Raw genomic sequence first — 17,346 nt, forward strand, 5'->3', positions numbered from 1 at the left:
CGCATGCAGCCTCAGAAGCACTGCGCCCGATTGCTCATCGCGGCTGAACAAGCAACGTCGCCGGCGCTCACAAGAGTCATTCTCGATGAAGCGGTCACTCTCGCCGATGCGCTCGGCGACGAATCACTCGGCTACGCCGCCCGGCTCACTCTCATCTCGGCTGCGGCCGACACCTGCGACACCACGACCCGTCTGAGCGCGTTCGATTGGTGTGTCTCACGGCACCTCAGTAACCCGACCGTCTACCCGGCGAGCATCGCAACCATCGATCTGCTGAACGAGTCAGTGCTCATTCCCGAGGTCGTTGCGAGAAATGCGTCGTGCTCGCTGGCCTCGATCACGAACGAGCTGGCGAGACTGCAGAGCCTCGTCGACGCGAACGGCCAAGCGCCCACTGCCGGGTTGTACGCCCGGCTGAAGGTTGCCCGCGTCACTCGGCAGCCTGGCGAACTCGAATCGATCACGGCACTGCTGCACAACGCGGCGCCCGACCGGTATACGCCGTGCCCCACCTGCAACCACCTGCGCGTGGCGCTCGACTTCGCCGCCGCCGAGCGCTTCGCGGAGTCGGCCGCCGCGTTCGACGTGTACTTCGACGCGACATCGCAGTGCGCAGCGTGCCTGCCCGAAGCCTACGCGCGAAGCCTCTCGGTCTACCTGGCCACGAGGCAACCCCTCAAAGCATCGAGTTCGCACCAACGCGGGTACGAACTTGTTCGATCGAACCCGCGCCAGCTGGCCCTGCTCGCTGCGCACCTGGAGTACTGCGGGATGATCGGCGATGTGCCTCGCGCGCTGACCCTGATCGAACGCCATCTGCTCTGGCTCGACGCCGACCCACTCGACTCCTACGCTCAATTCGAGGCACTGCGAGCACTCGCGGGCGTCTGCCGCGCGCTGGTAGGCACCGGTCACGGCGATCGTGCGATTCTCGTGACCGCAGATTCTGCACTACCGGGCTATCTGCGACTCGATTCGACGCCCGGTTCGACTCTGACCGTTCACTCACTCGGCGAACGATGCACTCGGGCCGCGCGAATCTTGGCCAGATGCTTCGACGAACGTCATGCCAATGAGTACTTCACCGCGCGTCTGGTCGCGATGCTCGACCTGGCCAACGTGGCCGACGTGGCCGGGCGCGACCGGCCGTCGGTTCGCGCGCGCCAAGCCCTGGCGCTGCCGTTCGACGAGGTGAGCCCGGCACAGCTCTCGGCGCTCGGCCGCACCGCACCGGCCTCAGAGCTGTGGCTGCAACTCGCTCGCGAGAGAGCGAGCGTCGAAGACACGGCCACGGCAGAGTCGGCGCTTCAGCACGCCCACGAAGCACTCGAGCACGAGGTGCGAGCTGCCGGCGGTGGCGGCGGTGGCGGCGGAGGTGACGACTCCGGCGGTACTGGCGCCGGCTACCGCGGCAGCCGCGGCCACAGCGAGAGCGACGGTGGCAGCGAGAGCGACAGCACTAGCGTCGATCGGCTTCACGTCAGATGCCAGATCTACGGCCTGCAGATTTCGCTGGCCGTCGCTCGTGGCGATGACGGGCGTGCTCTCAACTTTCTCGGGTTACGAGCAGACACCCTCATTGCGGCTCGCCACCTCGATCTCGCCGAGGCCGAGTTGAATCTCGGTCTCGTGATGTTCGGCGCTGATCGGGCGGACGGCGCCGACAGGGGCGGGCGAGCCGACGGAGCCGACGGCGAGCAGGCGCTGCGTGCAGCACTTCGTCAGGCCCGCGAAGAGCGAGCGGAGCCGGAGGTCGAGCTGAGCATCCTGAACGCCCTGGCCGAACGCCTTCTTCGCACTCAGCAGCCGCAGGAGGCATCGGTGCTCGCGCTCGAGGCGGTGAAGCTCTGCGGTCACGACCCCGAGAATCCGCACATTCAGCGGTCACTGATGACGCTGGCGCACGCACAGTCGCTGTCGGGTCAGCTCGAGGCAGGCAGAGCGACCACGACTCGCCTTGTGCGGCACGATCTCGATCGAGCGACCAAAGCCAGGGCACTGCTACTGCGAGCCGCGTGCACTCTCGACCCCTCAGCGCTGAACGATGCCGTCAGCGACGCCGACCGTGCACTCGCCCTGTACAGCGAACTCGGGTACGGCAAGGGCATCATCGACGCGTGCGCCCAGCTCGCCCTGCTGCTCGAAGAAGTGGGCGTGCAGGTCGGAGTCGTCGAGGCCTGGCGACAGGCGCTGCAGGAGTGCGAACGTCTGAACCAAGCCGGCACGAGTCTCATTCGCTTTCGACTCGCCCGCGCGCACCTCGCAGCCGGTGACGGCGACGCAGCGGCAGTGAATGTGGAGAGCGTGCTCGACGAGGCGTACCTGGGCCGTGCTCCGACGCCTGAGATCGTCGAACTTCTGTACTGGCTGGGGCACAGCTACCGGGCCACCGAGAACGACGAGCTTGCCTACAGCTGCTGGAGTGTCGCGCTTTCACTTGCCGTGCCGAGCGGCGCGATGCGCGAGGCCGTTCGGCTGGGGCTCGCCCTCGGTCGACTCTTATTCGATTGCAACGATTCTGACGCGGTCGACGTGCTTCTTGAAACCGTCAACCGCGCAAGGCAGCTCCCCGAGCCGTGGGAGCTCGTGGACTCATTGCATCTGCTCGGCCAAGCGCAGTGCGAGTTCGGGCAGGCCGAAGGGCTCGAGACGCTCGACGAAGCCATTCGTGTCGCCGATGAACACAAGTTCGACCTCGATGCGCTCGTGGCAAGCGTCACCGAGTCGCGAGCGCACGGGCTCGATGCGCTCGGGCGAGATGACGAAGCTCTGGAGACCGCTCGGCGTTCGGCGTGGCTGTTCGAGCGGGTGGGGGAGCGATCATCCGCTGGCCTGGCGCATCTGTTCGCGGCGCGAATGCTCGAGTGCGCCCACAGAACCGACGAGGCGCAGAGCGAATACGAACGGAGCCTCGAGCTTGTCGCGGGCGACAGTGCCGTCGCCCAGCTCGTGGCCGGCGAGTTGCACGCGCTGACCTCGGGTTAGATCCACTGCCGGCGGGTGGCGGGTGGCGGGTGGCGGGTGGCGGGTGGCGAGTTCGGGTGGCGGGTTCGGGTGGCAGGCTCGGGTGGCGGGTTCGGGTGGCAGGTTCGGGTGGCAAGTTCGGGTGGCAGCTGCAGCTCACTCGCGACGGCGTCGGCGTCGGCGTCAGGCGACTCAGTCGCGTCAGGCGACTCAGCCGCGTCAGTCGGCCGCGATCTTCGTCGCGTCGGCCGACTCGAGCGGCGGCAGGCGCAAGGCGCGCAGCAGCGTGAGCGAATGGCGCGTGGTCACGATGATGCGTGAGAACTCCGAGTTCTCAAGGTCGATCACCACCGACGTGCGCGTGCCCTTGATGAGCAAGAAGTCTTTGCCGTCGTGAAACTTCCACGACCCCACGGCGAGCGTCAGCGGAATGGCGGTGCCGGGCGCCCGGATTCCGCGCACCCACACCCACGGGTCGTCGGTGAGCGCAGCCGAGCGGATGTTCTCGAGCGGCACCTCGATGTCGCTGCGCCTCAACGACATGAGCTTTTCGGCTCGCGTCAACCTGATCTCCAAACGATCGGGGTGCACGAACAGAACTGCCATGGTTCTAGTCTGCCTGCGAAACCTCGCGAGCGGAACGAGCCGCGCCCGGGAGCGCCGACACAATGCGCTCGATTGCAGCATCGTCGAGCGCCGCAGACACGAACCAGGCCTCGAAAACCGAGGGCGGCAGCGAAACTCCGGCGTCGAGCATGTGGTGAAAGAACGGCGCATACCGAAACGACTGCTGCGCCTGAACCTCGGCGTAGGTGCGGGGGCCGCGGATGGCCGGGGCTGGCCCCGAATCGGCGGTGCTGCCGTCACCGCCGCCGACCGCCGCCGTGCCGGTGTCACCGAACGCGCCGAACTCGCCGAACTCGCCGAACGCGAAACTGAACAGATTGCCCGCGCGCTGCACCGAATGGGCCACACCTTCGGCCGCCAGCGCATCCGAAACCGCATTCGACACAGTGGATGCTGCACCGTCCAACGTCGCGTACACCTCATCATCGGCCAACCGCAGAGTCGCGAGCCCAGCAGCGACGGCCACCGGGTTCCCCGAGAGCGTACCGGCCTGATACACCGGGCCGAGCGGCGCCAAGTAGTCCATCACGTCAGCACGGCCGCCGAGCGCCGCGAGCGGCATTCCACCACCGATAACCTTGCCGAACGTGAACAGGTCGGGCTGGTAGGGCAGGTCAGCGCCCAGATCACGTGCGTCGGCCGCCCCCGTACCGTCGCCGGGCGCGACGGGCGACCCGGGCGCGCCGAATTCGCCGCGCTCACCGCGCTCACCGACCGCCATCAGCGACCGGCCCGACACCTCGAGCCCCCACCACCCCGCCGGCCCCACCCGAAAACCGGTGAGCACTTCATCGACGATCAGCAGGGCTCCGTGCTCGTGCACGATGCCCGCGAGCGCAGCATTGAACCCCGGGTCGGGCGCCACCACGCCCATGTTCGCGGCGGCAGCTTCGGTGATGACCGCCGCGATTTGCCCCGGGTGCGCCTCGAAAACCGCTCGAACCGCGTCGAGATCGTTGTACGGCAGCACGAGCGTCTGCGCGGCGGTCGCGGCGGTCACCCCCGCCGATGCCGGCATCGCGAGCGTGGCCAGCCCCGAACCGGCCTCGGCGAGCAACGAATCTGAATGACCGTGATAGTGCCCCGCGAACTTGACGAGCAGGTCGCGACCGGTGAATCCTCGTGCCAAACGAATGGCCGTCATGGTGGCTTCGGTGCCCGTCGACACCAGCCGAACCTTCTCAACGGGAGCGAGGCCAGCCGACTGGATTCGCGCCCGAACGGCTTCGGCGAGCTCGGTCTCACCGGGAGTCGACGCGCCGAACGAGAGGCCTCGCGCTGCGGCATCCTGAACCGCAGCAACCACCTCGGGGTGCGCGTGCCCCAGAATCGCGGGCCCCCACGAACTGACCAGGTCGACGTACTCGATGCCGTCGGCATCGGTCACGTACGCCCCCTTCGCAGACACCATGAAGCGCGGCGTTCCACCGACCGAACGAAAGGCCCGCACGGGCGAATTCACTCCACCCGGAATCGACACGCTCGCCTTCGCGAACAGAACCTCAGACTCAGACACGTAGCACCCTCTCGTGACGCACAACAGCACTCGGCGTCATAGCAGCGGCTCGCGCAGCGCTCGCGCGATCTCGGGCGCGAAATAGGTCAGCACCACATCAGCCCCTGCGCGCCGGATGCTCGTGACCGACTCGAAGATGGCACGCTCTCTGTCGATCCAGCCGTTCGCTGCCGCGGCTTCGATCATGGCGTACTCACCCGACACCTGGTACGCCCACACCGGAACCGGCGAGATGGCAGCCACGTCGGCCAGCACGTCGAGGTAGCTCATGGCCGGCTTCACCATCACGATGTCGGCGCCCTGCTCGAGGTCGAGCATGGTTTCGCGGAGCCCCTCGCGGCGGTTCGCCGGGTCTTGCTGATAGGTCTTGCGATCGCCCTGCAGCGTTGAGCCGACCGCCTCGCGAAAAGGCCCGTAGAACGCCGAGGCGTACTTGGCCGAGTAGGCCAGAACCGCGGTGTTCTCGAACCCGTTGGTGTCGAGGGCGTCTCGCACGGCGGCGACCTGGTCGTCCATCATGCCAGAGAGGCCGAGCAGCTCAGAGCCGGCGGCGGCCTGGGCGAGCGCCATGTCGCGGTAGCGCAGCAGAGTGGCGTCGTTGTCGACACGGCCCTCAGAGTCGAGCACTCCGCAGTGCCCGTGGTCGGTGAATTCGTCGAGACAGAGGTCGGTCTGCACGACGAGCGCGTCGCCGACTTCGGCCACGACCACTCGAGTGGCTTCGTTGAGAATGCCGTCGGGGTCGGTTGCTCCCGAGCCGATGGCGTCTTTGGCGTCGGGCACACCGAACAGCATGACTCCGCCGAGGCCGAGATCAGCAGCCTCATTCACCGCAGCCCGAACACTTTCAGTGGTGTGCTGCAGGATGCCCGGCATCGAGCTCAGCGGGCGCGGCTCGTTACCCTCCCGCACGAAGAGCGGCAGCACCAGCTCGGCCGGGTTCAGTCGCGTCTCGGCAACGAGCCGCCGCATCGCAGGAGTAGCGCGCAACCGGCGCGGCCTGACCGTGAGGGCGCCGTCGCGGCCGCCGCCGTAAGAACTCATGCCTTAAACCCTACGCGCCCGCGCTGTGTACTTCGGCCCAGGCACGTCGTTCCCAGAACGTCGCCCCGATTTGGCTCGTGCCAGCGCGAGAGAAGCAGGTCAGCGTGACTGCAGCGCCGCTTCTACCAGAGATGCGATCAGCGACTCCGCTGATCGGTCTTCGGCGATGAGGTCGACGCGAAGACCGTACCCACGGGCATCCTGAGCCGTCACCGGGCCGATGCACGCCACAATTGTGCCCTCGGGAATGGGCCCGAGCTGCAGTTGCACTTGCTCGGCCACGCTGCCCGAGGTCACCAGAATGGCGCGAATGGCGCCAGCCGCAATCTCGGCACGAATTGCGGGGTCGACCGGAACGCCGATGGTTCGGTACGCGATCACCGACTCCACCGAGTGCCCGCGCTTGATGAGCCCGTTCGTCAGCACCGGCTTCGCGAGCTCGCTGCGCAGCGTCAGAATGCGAAGCGACGCGCCAGCCTCTTCGAACTGCTTCATCTCTGAGAGCAGCCCTTTTGCCGAGTTGTCTTCGAGCGGAACCAAGTCGACCTTGTAACCCGCGACGGTCAACGCCGCCGCAGTGGTTTCGCCGACGGCCGCGATGCGAGTGGATGCCGGAACCACTGCTTGGTGCGCCGACAGCACATCGACCGTGGTTGCACTCGTCACCGTGAGCCAGTCGAAGGCACCTGAGGCCAGTCGCTGCAGCGCATTGTCGAGCGCGGGAGCATCCTCGGTGGCGGCGAAGTTGATCAGCGGAGCGACGATGGGGGTAGCTCCGACAGCACGCAGATCGCTGGCGACGCCGTGACCCCAGGGCCCGCCGCGCGGAACGAGCACCCGCCAGCCGTACAGCGGTTTCTGCGATGCGGCGCTCGAGAAGGTCACGATCGTGCCCCCAGCTCGGCGAGTTCTGCCGCGCCATCGTCGAGCAGTTGAGCAGCGAGTTCGGCGCCGAGCGCTTCAGCTTGGTCGAGTTGAGCAGCGAAAACGTCGGTGCCGTCGATGAGACCGCTCTGCAGGAGCCCGGCGGCCAACGAGCCCGTCGCGCCAGCCGCACCAGAACCGGCCGGGCCCGCGCCAGCGCCAGCGCCAGCCACCCCACCGGCCAGCCGCACAGACCGCTCACTGCCGAGCTCTTCTGCCCCGTCGGCCCTGTACACCACCGCGGTCAGCGTGAGAATATCGGCCCCACCCTCGGCCGAGATCGAAGCACTAGCCCCGATGGGCGCTGTGCACCCCGCCTCGAGGGCGGCCAGCACCGCGCGCTCGGCCGCGATAGACAGCCGCGTGTCTGCATGTTGTATCAGTGCCAACTCGGGAATGCTGTCCTCCTCGCGCGCTTCAAGTGCCAGTGCGCCCTGGCCGGGTGCGGTCGGCCATAGTGCGAGATCGAAGAATTCGGTGACAGTGTCGAGCCTGCCCAGTCTGGTGAGACCGGCGGCAGCAAGCACCACGGCGTCTAGTTCCCCGCTCGACACCTTTGCCAGCCTGGTGTCGACATTACCTCTAATATCGACAACCGTCGCATCGGGCCTCAGACTGAGCAGCTGAGCGACCCGCCTGGGCGAGCCTGTTCCCACCCGAAAACCTTCGGGCAGCTCGTCGAGGGTGACCCCGTCGCGCGTGATGAGAGCGTCTCGGGGGTCTTCGCGCGCCGGAACGGAGCCCAGCAGCAAACCCGGGTAGGCAGCCGTGGGCAGGTCTTTCAGCGAATGCACGACGATGTCGGCCTCGCCCGCAACCAGTACGGCGCGAAGTGCGCTGGCGAACACACCCGTTCCGCCGATGCTGGCAAGGGATGCCCGTGACGTATCGCCCTCGGTCGTGACCACGCTGATCTGCACCTCTACCCCGGTCAACCGGGTCAGCTCAGCAGCGATCATGCCGGTCTGGGCGAGTGCGAGCGCGCTGCCGCGAGTGGCGATTCGTAAGGTTCGGGTCATGACTTTCGAGCGATTCGGTAAGGAGCAGATCAATAGATCTTACGGAGTAAGCCCCGCAAGAGCCGGTTTGAAGCCGAGGCGAACGTTCTCGCAGCACCCCGAACGGCACACGTCGTACCACGGGCCGAGCGTGGTGAGCGCGGGGCGATCTGCCGTGGGCACACCGTTCACACGCTCGAGAACCAAGTCAATCAGGCCGCTGACGTACTCACGATGAACTCCCGGCGTCGGCACCCGAACACTGTACAAATCGTTATCGCGGGCGGTGTCGGTGGCCTCTTTGTCGAGATCCCATTTGACCTCCATGTGGTCGCTCACAAAGCCGAGCGGAACGATGACCACCGCACGCACGCCCGTAGCTGGCAGCTCGGCGATCACGTCGTTCACATCGGGTTCCAGCCAGGGCTGGCTGGGCGGCCCGCTGCGCGACTGAAACACCAGTTTCCACTCCGGCACGGATGCCCGGCCGACCCCCACGGCCGCCATGACGACTTCGGCCACGGCCCGGTGCTGCGCCTCGTACGCGCCGCCGGTACCGAACCCGCGTTCGGGCGGCCCCGACCTGTCGGCATCGGCCATCGGAATCGAGTGCGTCGAGAACAGCACCTCCACCTCGGTGCCGAGGTCGATTCCGGGCAGGGCGCCCTCGATCTCGTCGAACGCTGCCGCAACACCGTCGATGAACGGCGAGACGAACCCGGGATGATCGAAGAACTGCCTGATCTTATCGATCTGCAGCACGCCGCCCAGCCCGGTCTCGTCAAGCGCCATCGCATAGTCTTCGCGGTATTGGCGGCAGCTCGAATACGAGCTGTACGCGCTCGTGCCGATGGCAATGAGCTTGGTGAATCCGCGCTCGTTGGCTTCGACGAGTGCCTCGGGCAGGTACGGCGCCCAGTTGCGGTTGCCCCAGAGCACCGGCAGATCGATGCCGCGAGCCGCGAGTTCGGCCTCGAGAGCAGCCTTCAGTTCGCGGTTCTGCTCGTTGATGGGGCTGACGCCGCCGAACGCGCGGTAGTGGTGGGCGACCTCTTCGAGCCGCTCATCGGGTATTCCGCGGCCGCGAGTGACGTTGCGCAAGAACGGAATGACGTCGTCTTGGCCTTCGGGGCCGCCGAACGAGGCGAGCAAGATGGCGTCGTAGGTGGTGGGCTCTTCGACGTGTTCGGCACCGGATGCCGCGGCGGCAGTAGCGCCGGGTACGACGTCAGCGCCGGTCACGGAGTCTACGCTCGACGCATCGCCAGCGCTCGGCGTCTCAGGTGCCTCCGGCACCGCACCGGCCGTCGCGAAGACCGGCGCCGCCGTGATGCCCGTGTCGGCCACTCCAGGCAGGTCGCTCACTGCAGTACCTCCACGATCTCGGCCGTGCTGATGCGGCGGCCGGTGAAGAAGGGCACTTCTTCGCGCACGTGCCGCCGAGCATCCGTTTGCCTGAGGTCTCGCATCATGTCGACGAGGTTCAGGAGTTCGTCGTCTTCGAGCGCCAGAATCCACTCGTAGTCGCCCAGGGCGAAGCTCGCCACGGTGTTGGCGAGCGTGGTGCGGAAGGCGGCGCCCTTCATTCCGTGGTCGCGCAGCATGGCGCTGCGCTCGGCGTCGGGCAGCAGGTACCACTCGTACGACCGCACGAACGGGTAAACCGTCACCCAGCCCTGCGGCGGTTTGCCGAGCATGAACGAGGGCATGTGGCGCTTGTTGAACTCGGCGTCGCGGTGCACGCCCATGGCGTTCCACACCGGCAGCAGGCCTCGAAGAAGCGCGGTGCGGCGCAGCTGCCGAAGTGCCCATTGCAGAGTCTCGGGCGTGCTGCCGTGAATCCACACCATCAGGTCGGCGTCTGACCGCAGACCCGACACGTCGTACCAGCCGCGCAGCGTGACGTCTTCGCTTTCGATGCTCAGCACCGCATCGTCGAGTTCTTCGACGATGGAGGGCACGTCATAGCCGTCGAAGCCGGAGCCGGCCGCGGTCGTCGCGGGGTCGCGGCGAAAAACGGCCCACAACGTGTACGCGGTGACCATGTCGCCGAGCGGCTCAGATGTCGATGCAATCGATGACGGCTGCGGCGACGCGGATGAATCAGCAGAACTCTCTGCCCGATCGGGTGTCGGGGTTGTCATTTTCTTCTTTCTTCGCGGCCACGCGGCCGGTCACTCGATGTTCGGCGCCACCACAATCAGCGCCGAACCACGCGAACGGTCAGCCACACCGCGCCACCGAAGACTGCTGCGACGGCGGCCGCACCAGCCACCAGAACGGCAGGGTTCTCGCGCCGCAATTCTTCGAACTTGTCTGAGGCACGCTTCGCAGCGAACCGGGCTTGCTTCGGAATGTTCAGTTTGAACTCGATGGCGTCGAGCGTGTCTGAGAGGTCTTGCCTGTTCTTCACTACATCGAGCTTGATCTGCTCGCGAGTGCGAGTGTCGGCAGGCTTCTCGGGTGTCGGCGGCTGATTCTTCTTCAGGCCAGCTGCTGCCGCCTTCGAGGCTGCGCCCAGGGGGGCGCCCTGCGGAGCATCCGAGTGGTCACTCATGCGTTTCACCCAATCCCTTGACGGCGTTCAGGTCTTTCTTGAGGCTGGTGATCGACTCTTCGGGCACGGGCGGAATGCCCTTCTTGATCGATGAGACACCCACCAGAATCAGAATGGCCGCGATGATGAACAGGCCACCGGCGACGATGAGCGCCGCGAGCCAGGCCGGCAGTGCGGTGGCGATTCCGAGAACAGCGGCCGCCACGAGCACGGCGAAAACGAAGAAGAGCAGAAAGAGTGCGGCGGCAATGAGACCGGCGCCGATGCCGAGCTTCGAGAGCCTGCTGATGAGCTCGGCTTTCAGCAGCGCCAGCTCGTCTTTCACGAGTGCGGTGACGAGCCCGGGCAGAGCCGTCACCAGCTCGGCGAGTGACTGCCTCGTCTTCACATTGTCGGTGTGCGGCCGGGTGCGACGGGTCGCCCCGAGGCCAGTGCCCGGCGAATCGGCGTGCGGGGTAGTGCGGGTGTCAGCCATGTCGCGCCCGGGTTATTCGGCGGCCGTCGTCGAAACCGGGGGAGTCAGCGGTGTCTCGCCGTCGTCACCCGTCGTGACCGGGGGTGTGGATGCCCGTGCCGGCCGTTTCGCCACAACAGTCACTTCGATGTTGCCCTTATCGAGCCCGAGCAGCTGCCCTAACACCTTACGAATCTGATCGGCGAGTTTGCCCGAGAGCTTGTCGACCTGCTGGTTCGCGAAGCCTTGAACCTGCCCGACGCCAGCCTGAACGGGCTGCGACGACCATACCTTGTCTGCACCCGCCTTGATCTGCTCGTATCGCTGGCGACCCGCCCGCGATCCGAGAACGTAGCCGGTACCGAGGCCGACCACGAAAAGCAGCTTTCCGCGCATGATTACTCCGATCAGTCGTTGAGTCGCTTAGAGGTAAATCGTAGCCCTATGCACTGGCCAAGCGTTGCGCGAGGTCTCGGGCCTTGACGCGCGCTCCGTCGATGACATAGGCCAGGCCGGTTCCCGAAATCCACGCGCCCACTACCTCGAGCCCCGGATGCCCGTGCACGGCCTCCACGAGCTCATCGACCCGGGCGCGGTGGCCCACCGTCGCGAAGGCGAGCGAGTCGCGCCACTCGGTCAGGGCGAACCCGCGCACTTGGCCTTGCCGCAGCTCGACGCCGAGCAGGGTGCTCGCGTCGGCGAGCGCTTGCTCGCGGGTGACCGCCGGGGCTGTGCGGCTGGCGGGCGCGGCAGCGTCGGCGGTGGTCGTGTCGGGGGCGAACGCCATCCGCGCATCCCGTAGCTGTTGGCCGCCGCGACCGTAGGAGAGGCGCACCATGTGGCGGCCCGGCCCGGCGTCTCGGGCGAGCCATGGCCACTTCGCGGTGGCATGGGTCAGCGCCTTCGCCCCGACCGTCGTCACGTCTTCGGCCACCAGAACACCCGTGCCACGCGGAGCAGCGTCGAGTTCGGGTGCGTCGAGCACCAGCGTCGCGAGCGTCACCACACTCGACCCGGGCCACCCCGTGGCCGTGGTCAGGCGGGTGAGGTCTGATTCGAGAGGCGCTTCGCCGCTGAGCTTGGCCTCGACCGAGGGCTTCGGGCCTGCGTCAGCCGCGCCGCGCAAGAGGTCGAGCGCGGCGCGAAACCCGGCCGCGACCACCACCCCGTGCGAGCCGAGCACGGTCTCGTCGTCGAGCACGGTCATCCACTCGGCTGCGCCATCAGACGCCGACGGTACTCGCCGGATGCTCCGCACGCCCACCCCGAGCTGCACGTCGACGCCGAGCCGTTCGCAGTCGGCCAGCAGGGCCTCGACGAGCCGGTACATGCCCCCGTCGATGCCGCCGACGGCAGCCCCGGGCGCCAGCCCGACTGGTCGCGCGCGCCCCACTGCCGCGGCTCCGACCGGAGTAGCGTCGACCGGCCTAGCGTCGGCCGGAGTAGCGGCGGCCGACCTAGCGATGCCCGAGATGTCACTCGAGGCAGCCGCACTGGATGCTTGCGAGCGCGCGGATAGGCCCGCGTTGGCAGGAGATTCGCCAGCGGGGTCGCCTGCGATGTCGGGGCGGCCACCGCCAGCCGCCGGCGTGGAGGCGCCACCGCGACGCGCGATGAGTGACATCACGGCGCCAGAGAGCGAACCCTGGTTCGTCATGGCGGTGGTGAGTCCGGGGGCGACGGCGTGAACATCCACCAGGTCTGGGTGGGCCGAATGCACGCCCGAAACCACCGGCGCCACGAGCCTGTCGAGCACTTTCGAGCCCATGCGGCGGCGCACCAGGTCGCCTAAATCGGTCTCTTTGCGCACCCGCACGAAGGGCAGCACGCGGTCGAGCTGTGCTCGCAGAGCGCCGGCCAGGCCGAGAATCGCGCGCACATCTGTGGCGAGCGGCACTCCCGGAATTCCGAGCAGCGTGTTCTTGGGCAGCGGCGCCGCCTTGTTCTGCAGTTGCAGCCAGGCCCCGCGCGAATTCGGCGAAACCAGGCTCTCGCCCAGCCCGAGCTCGGTGAGAAACGCGGCCACTGTGCCGCCGCGGGTGGCGAAACTCTCCGCCCCGCTATCGAGGCGGATGCCCGCAACCACGTGCGTCGCAACACACCCCCCGGCGTGCTCAGCCGCGTCGAGAACCGTCACCGCGAAACCCGCACGGGCTAGCTCGCGGGCAGCGACCAGGCCGCCCACGCCCGCGCCGACCACGACGACGCTCTTCTGCAGCACCACGGTTTCGAGCAGCTAGTTCTGTGCGTGCACGAACTCGACGAGCCGGGTCAGCACGGCCGGATCGGTTTCGGGCGGAACCCCGTGACCGAGGTTCAGCACGTGCGCCGGCGCCGACTTTCCCCGTGCGAGAACGTCGAGCACGTGCGCCTCGAGCACCGGCCACGGCGCAGCGAGAAGCGCGGGGTCGATGTTGCCCTGAAGGGTGACGGTGCCGCCGAGACGCCGAGACGCTTCGTCGAGCGGAATGCGGTAGTCGACGCCCACGACGTCGGCGCCGACGTCGTGCATCGCCTTCAGCAGTTCGCCCGTGCCGACGCCGAAGTGCACGATGGGCACGGTGCGGGTGGGATTGGTCGTGGCCGTGTCGCCGTGCGCCCCGGGTGCCGCCGACTCAGTGCCGACAGCGCGCGTGCCAGCCGCGCCGGCACCGCCACCGGCCTCGTCGCCGCCGTATGTCAGCCCGTGCACCCGCGACAGCGCAAGCGCCGAAGCCGGCGCCACCTTCGAGGTGTAGTCGGCGAGCGAGAGCGCCCCGGCCCAGGAGTCGAACAGTTGGGCGGCGCTCGCGCCGGCGAGAATCTGCGCGCGCAGAAACGCTCCCGTGATGGTGGCCGTCCACTGCATGAGTTCGGCCCACGCATCAGGGTCGGAGTGCATGAGCGTGCGGGCGGCGAGGTGATCTTTCGACGGGCCACCTTCGACGAGATACGCCGCGAGCGTGAACGGTGCCCCCGCGAAACCGATGAGGGGCGTGTCGCCCAGAGCCGCCACCGTGAGAGCTACCGCCTCAGAGATGGGGGCGAGAGCGGCTTCGTCGAGGGTCGGCAGGTCACGAACATCCTGAGCCGTACGAACCGGATTGCCCAGAACAGGCCCGCGCCCGGGAACGATGCTCACATCGACCCCTGCCAACTTCATGGGAACCACGATGTCGCTGAAGAAGATGGCCGCGTCGACGCCGTGCCGCCGCACCGGTTGCAGCGTGATCTCGCTGGCCATCTCGGGGTTGAGGCACGCGTCGAGCATCTCGGTGCCGACACGCAGGTCGCGGTATTCGGGCAGCGAGCGCCCGGCCTGGCGCATGAACCACACCGGAGTACTGTCGCCGCGCACCCCCTGGTAGGTGGTGACGAGCGGGCTCGCGGATGTTCGGCCGACCTGAAGGGGATGCCCAGCCGGCAGCTCGCGCACATCGCGACTGGTGTCTATGGTGTCTAAACTCACGCTCACCAGTGTGTCAAAGTTTTCTGCGCCGCCGCTGTTCGCGCCCCTGTGGATAACTCGGCGGCGACTTCGCGTGTGTGTGATTCACTACTTCTATGACACTAATTGATATTTCCTTACCTTCTGACTGGTACGATAAGTCGTACGCATTCGAAGGAGGCTCCGCCATGGCAATCACGGCATCTGAGGCACGAAAAAGTCTGTTCGGGCTCATCGAGCAAGTGAACGACGACCGCATCGAGATTGAAATCACCTCGAAGCGCGGTAGCGCGATTCTGATGTCTCGGGCCGAATACGACGCTATTCGTGAAACCTCCTACCTGCTCCGCTCGCTTCCCAACGCCGAAGCTCTCGTGCGCAGCCTGAACGAGGCGCACGCCGGTCAGGTGGAGGAGCACGAACTCGACCGATCATGAAGCTCGTCTTCACGCCCACCGCCTGGGCGGAATACACGCAGTGGCAGAAGACCGATCGAACGATGCTTTCGCGAGTGAATCGCCTCCTCGACGACACGTTGCGGCATCCTGCAACGGGAATCGGCAAACCCGAGACGCTTCGCTATGACCTCTCTGGCGTGTGGTCGCGACGCATCACCGAAGAGCACAGGCTGGTCTACCTCGCTGACGACGAGAAGGTCACTGTCATCCAGTGCCGATTTCACTACCAGCGCTGACGCTTTCGGTGCGTTGAGCCCAGTGCGAGATGGGGCGCATTTCTGAGTGAGCTCGAAGCTGTTCTACAGCCCGTCAATTTGCGTTCGAAAGGCGATTAGTATGAATTGGTGTTGATCTGCCTGACCGCGAGCCATCGGAACGCGAGCTTCGACCTCCTCGAAAAGCTCTCGATCGGTGCACCGACGGTGGCACACACTCTGGTCGCGAACAGCGATTTCATTCAAGGCGCTGTTCTGTTGGCAACCTGCAATCGTTTCGAGGCCTACCTCGACGTTGACGAGCCACTCACCGCCGGTGCCGCCCTCGCGGCCCGCGAAGTGATCGAAGCCGTAAGCGCCGCGTCGTCTGTCGATGCCGCAGACGTGGTCGACGCCGTCACCCTGCTGTCGGGCGATCCTGTTGCCGAGCACCTTTTCTCGGTGTCGAGCGGGCTCGAATCGGTGGTGGTCGGTGAAGACGAGATCGCCGGTCAGGTTCGGCGCGCGCTGCAGAAGGCACGCGACGAAGGCACCACGTCGTCGGCGCTCGAGCGGTTGTTTCAGCGGGCATCCCACACCTCACGTGACGTCAAGTCGAAAACCGGCGTCGGCGCGGCCGGCCGGTCGCTCGTGCGCCTCGCCCTCGAACTTGCTGAGAGCCGCGTCACCGATTGGGCTCAAGCGAAGGTTCTACTCGTCGGAACCGGCAAGTACGCGCGCGTCAGCCTGCTCGCCCTGCAAGAACGCGGCGTGACCGATGTCACCGTGTACTCGCCCTCGGCACGCATCGCGCCGTTCACCGCGCGTCACGGCATCGGGCAGGTGTTCGGCGACGATCTCGTTTCGACCATCGCGGCGAGCGACATCATCGTCACGGCCAGCCAATCGCCCACCGTCGTTCTGACCGCCGCGCACTTCAGCGCTGCCGCTGGGCTGCCGGATGCCCGTGAGCGCCGCCTCGTCATCGACCTCGGCCTGCCGCGAAACGTCGACCCGACGGTCGCGCACGTGTCGGGTATCGAACTACTCGATCTCGAAACGATCAGCCTGCACGCTCCCATCGACGAGTTCAGCGCCACGACCAGTGCGCGCGCGATGGTCGATGTGGCGGCGGCAGAATTCACCGCAGCTCGCACCGAGGCCGCCGTGACCCCGGCAGTGGTCGCGCTGCGCTCGCACTTCTTCGACGTGCTCGACGCCGAGATCGCCCGCGCGCACGCCCGCGGTGACAGCACTCCCGAGACCGAGGCTGCGCTGCGCCATCTCGTGGGAGTTCTGCTGCACACCCCCTCCGTTCGCGCCCGCGAACTCGCCCGTGCCGGCGAGGGCGACTCGTTCGTCTCGGCGCTCACCGCGCTCTTCGGCGTCACCCCCGCTGCGCCGGTGGCACATACACCGATCGCGAATATCGCGCCCATCGCCTCACGCGACGCCGCATCGGCATAACCTCCGCGTTCGTAGAATGGGGGGCATGAGCCTGGTCACCGTGCACGAACCGATTCAGACCGAACGGCTCGTGCTGCGGCCGTTCGTCGAAACCGATCTTGACGACGTGTACGCCTACCAGAGCATTCCCGAGGTCGTCGAGTTCATGCTCTGGAGCCTGCGCGACCGCGACGAATCGCGCGAACACCTGGCCCGGCGCCTGAAGCTCACCTCGCTCGAGAACGACAACGACATTCTCGTGCTGGCCGTCGTTCTGCCGGGCGAACCGAGCCTCGGCGGCAGCGGCGACCGCGTCATCGGCGACCTCACCGTTTTTCTCCGCAGCGTCTCGAACCGCCAGGCCGAGCTCGGCTGGGCCTTTCACCCCGACTTTCAGCACCGTGGTTATGCCACCGAGGCGGCCGAACGGATGCTCGCCTTCGCCTTCACCGAACTGAACTCTCACCGCGTGACCGCCGACCTCGACCCGCGCAACAGCGCCTCCGCGGCCCTGGCCACTCGCCTCGGCATGCGCCAGGAGGCGCACTTTCGCGAAGACATCTTCACCAAGGGAGCCTTCGCCGACACCGCCATCTACGCGATTCTGCGTTCGGAATGGGATTCAGGCCGCTCCGCCCAAGGCTCACGTGCCTGACCCGAAGCCCGGTCGTGCGAGCCGCCGCGCACGCCTGCACCCGACTCGACGGCCACGTTGCCCCCCCCATCAGGGTGGCCGC

17 protein-coding genes are annotated in these 17,346 nt (G+C 66.9%); 5 read left to right on the forward strand and 12 right to left on the reverse strand.

The features are described 5' to 3' along the window. Positions 1-3: 3 nt before the first annotated feature. Entirely contained in the window at positions 4-2,985 is a 2,982-nt protein-coding gene (locus IEX24_RS15910; protein ID WP_188679995.1) for a tetratricopeptide repeat protein, read from the forward strand. A 198-nt stretch (positions 2,986-3,183) separates the two neighbouring features. On the opposite strand, the gene IEX24_RS15915 is transcribed toward IEX24_RS15910, so the two are convergent. The 12 genes from IEX24_RS15915 to IEX24_RS15970 form a co-directional block, all read right to left on the reverse strand. Continuing rightward, the gene (locus IEX24_RS15915; RefSeq protein ID WP_188679997.1) at positions 3,184-3,570 is read right to left on the reverse strand and encodes a hypothetical protein; all 387 of its coding nucleotides are present in this window, start codon (positions 3,568-3,570) and stop codon (positions 3,184-3,186) included. A gap of 4 nt (positions 3,571-3,574) precedes the next feature. After that, positions 3,575-5,107 (reverse strand): glutamate-1-semialdehyde 2,1-aminomutase, encoded by a 1,533-nt coding sequence (locus tag IEX24_RS15920; protein WP_188679999.1) that lies wholly within the window; start codon positions 5,105-5,107, stop codon positions 3,575-3,577. 36 nt (positions 5,108-5,143) lie between these two features. After that, on the reverse strand, positions 5,144-6,151 hold the full coding sequence (hemB, locus tag IEX24_RS15925; protein WP_188680001.1) for a porphobilinogen synthase: 1,008 nt from the start codon (positions 6,149-6,151) through the stop codon (positions 5,144-5,146). 99 nt (positions 6,152-6,250) lie between these two features. Further along, the gene (locus IEX24_RS15930) at positions 6,251-7,036 is read right to left on the reverse strand and encodes a uroporphyrinogen-III synthase (RefSeq protein ID WP_188680003.1); all 786 of its coding nucleotides are present in this window, start codon (positions 7,034-7,036) and stop codon (positions 6,251-6,253) included. Continuing rightward, positions 7,033-8,094, reverse strand: a complete 1,062-nt coding sequence (hemC, locus tag IEX24_RS15935; RefSeq protein ID WP_188680005.1) for a hydroxymethylbilane synthase — start codon at positions 8,092-8,094, stop codon at positions 7,033-7,035. The genes IEX24_RS15930 and hemC overlap by 4 nt, the downstream gene beginning before the upstream one ends. A gap of 39 nt (positions 8,095-8,133) precedes the next feature. Continuing rightward, positions 8,134-9,315 carry a ferrochelatase gene (locus IEX24_RS15940; RefSeq protein ID WP_188680441.1) on the reverse strand — a complete coding sequence of 394 codons (1,182 nt, stop codon included), beginning with the start codon at positions 9,313-9,315 and terminating at the stop codon, positions 8,134-8,136. A 119-nt stretch (positions 9,316-9,434) separates the two neighbouring features. Continuing rightward, positions 9,435-10,217, reverse strand: a complete 783-nt coding sequence (hemQ, locus tag IEX24_RS15945) for a hydrogen peroxide-dependent heme synthase (protein ID WP_188680007.1) — start codon at positions 10,215-10,217, stop codon at positions 9,435-9,437. A 56-nt stretch (positions 10,218-10,273) separates the two neighbouring features. Beyond that, the gene (locus IEX24_RS15950) at positions 10,274-10,630 is read right to left on the reverse strand and encodes a DUF3618 domain-containing protein (RefSeq protein ID WP_188680009.1); all 357 of its coding nucleotides are present in this window, start codon (positions 10,628-10,630) and stop codon (positions 10,274-10,276) included. Further along, the gene (locus tag IEX24_RS15955; RefSeq protein WP_188680011.1) at positions 10,623-11,105 is read right to left on the reverse strand and encodes a phage holin family protein; all 483 of its coding nucleotides are present in this window, start codon (positions 11,103-11,105) and stop codon (positions 10,623-10,625) included. The genes IEX24_RS15950 and IEX24_RS15955 overlap by 8 nt, the downstream gene beginning before the upstream one ends. Positions 11,106-11,117: 12 nt before the next feature. Next, a complete protein-coding gene (locus IEX24_RS19685) occupies positions 11,118-11,480 on the reverse strand; it encodes a YtxH domain-containing protein (RefSeq protein WP_229715428.1) in 363 nt (120 codons plus the stop codon). 46 nt (positions 11,481-11,526) lie between these two features. Continuing rightward, positions 11,527-13,308, reverse strand: coding sequence for a protoporphyrinogen/coproporphyrinogen oxidase (locus IEX24_RS15965; protein ID WP_188680013.1), 1,782 nt, complete (start codon positions 13,306-13,308; stop codon positions 11,527-11,529). A 12-nt stretch (positions 13,309-13,320) separates the two neighbouring features. Then, positions 13,321-14,532, reverse strand: coding sequence for a uroporphyrinogen decarboxylase (locus IEX24_RS15970; protein ID WP_372435771.1), 1,212 nt, complete (start codon positions 14,530-14,532; stop codon positions 13,321-13,323). A 167-nt stretch (positions 14,533-14,699) separates the two neighbouring features. Between IEX24_RS15970 and IEX24_RS15975 the strand changes: the two genes are divergently transcribed. From IEX24_RS15975 to IEX24_RS15990, 4 genes are all read left to right on the forward strand, one after another. Then, the gene (locus IEX24_RS15975) at positions 14,700-14,948 is read left to right on the forward strand and encodes a type II toxin-antitoxin system Phd/YefM family antitoxin (protein ID WP_188680015.1); all 249 of its coding nucleotides are present in this window, start codon (positions 14,700-14,702) and stop codon (positions 14,946-14,948) included. Continuing rightward, the gene (locus IEX24_RS15980) at positions 14,945-15,205 is read left to right on the forward strand and encodes a Txe/YoeB family addiction module toxin (protein WP_188680017.1); all 261 of its coding nucleotides are present in this window, start codon (positions 14,945-14,947) and stop codon (positions 15,203-15,205) included. Before IEX24_RS15975 ends, IEX24_RS15980 begins: the two co-directional genes overlap by 4 nt. A gap of 108 nt (positions 15,206-15,313) precedes the next feature. Further along, a complete protein-coding gene (locus tag IEX24_RS15985) occupies positions 15,314-16,630 on the forward strand; it encodes a glutamyl-tRNA reductase (protein ID WP_188680019.1) in 1,317 nt (438 codons plus the stop codon). A gap of 25 nt (positions 16,631-16,655) precedes the next feature. Next, positions 16,656-17,264 carry a GNAT family N-acetyltransferase gene (locus IEX24_RS15990; protein WP_188680020.1) on the forward strand — a complete coding sequence of 203 codons (609 nt, stop codon included), beginning with the start codon at positions 16,656-16,658 and terminating at the stop codon, positions 17,262-17,264. Positions 17,265-17,346 lie beyond the last annotated feature (82 nt).

Origin of the sequence: Subtercola lobariae, from assembly GCF_014640255.1 — a bacterium.
GTDB lineage: Bacteria > Actinomycetota > Actinomycetes > Actinomycetales > Microbacteriaceae > Subtercola > Subtercola lobariae.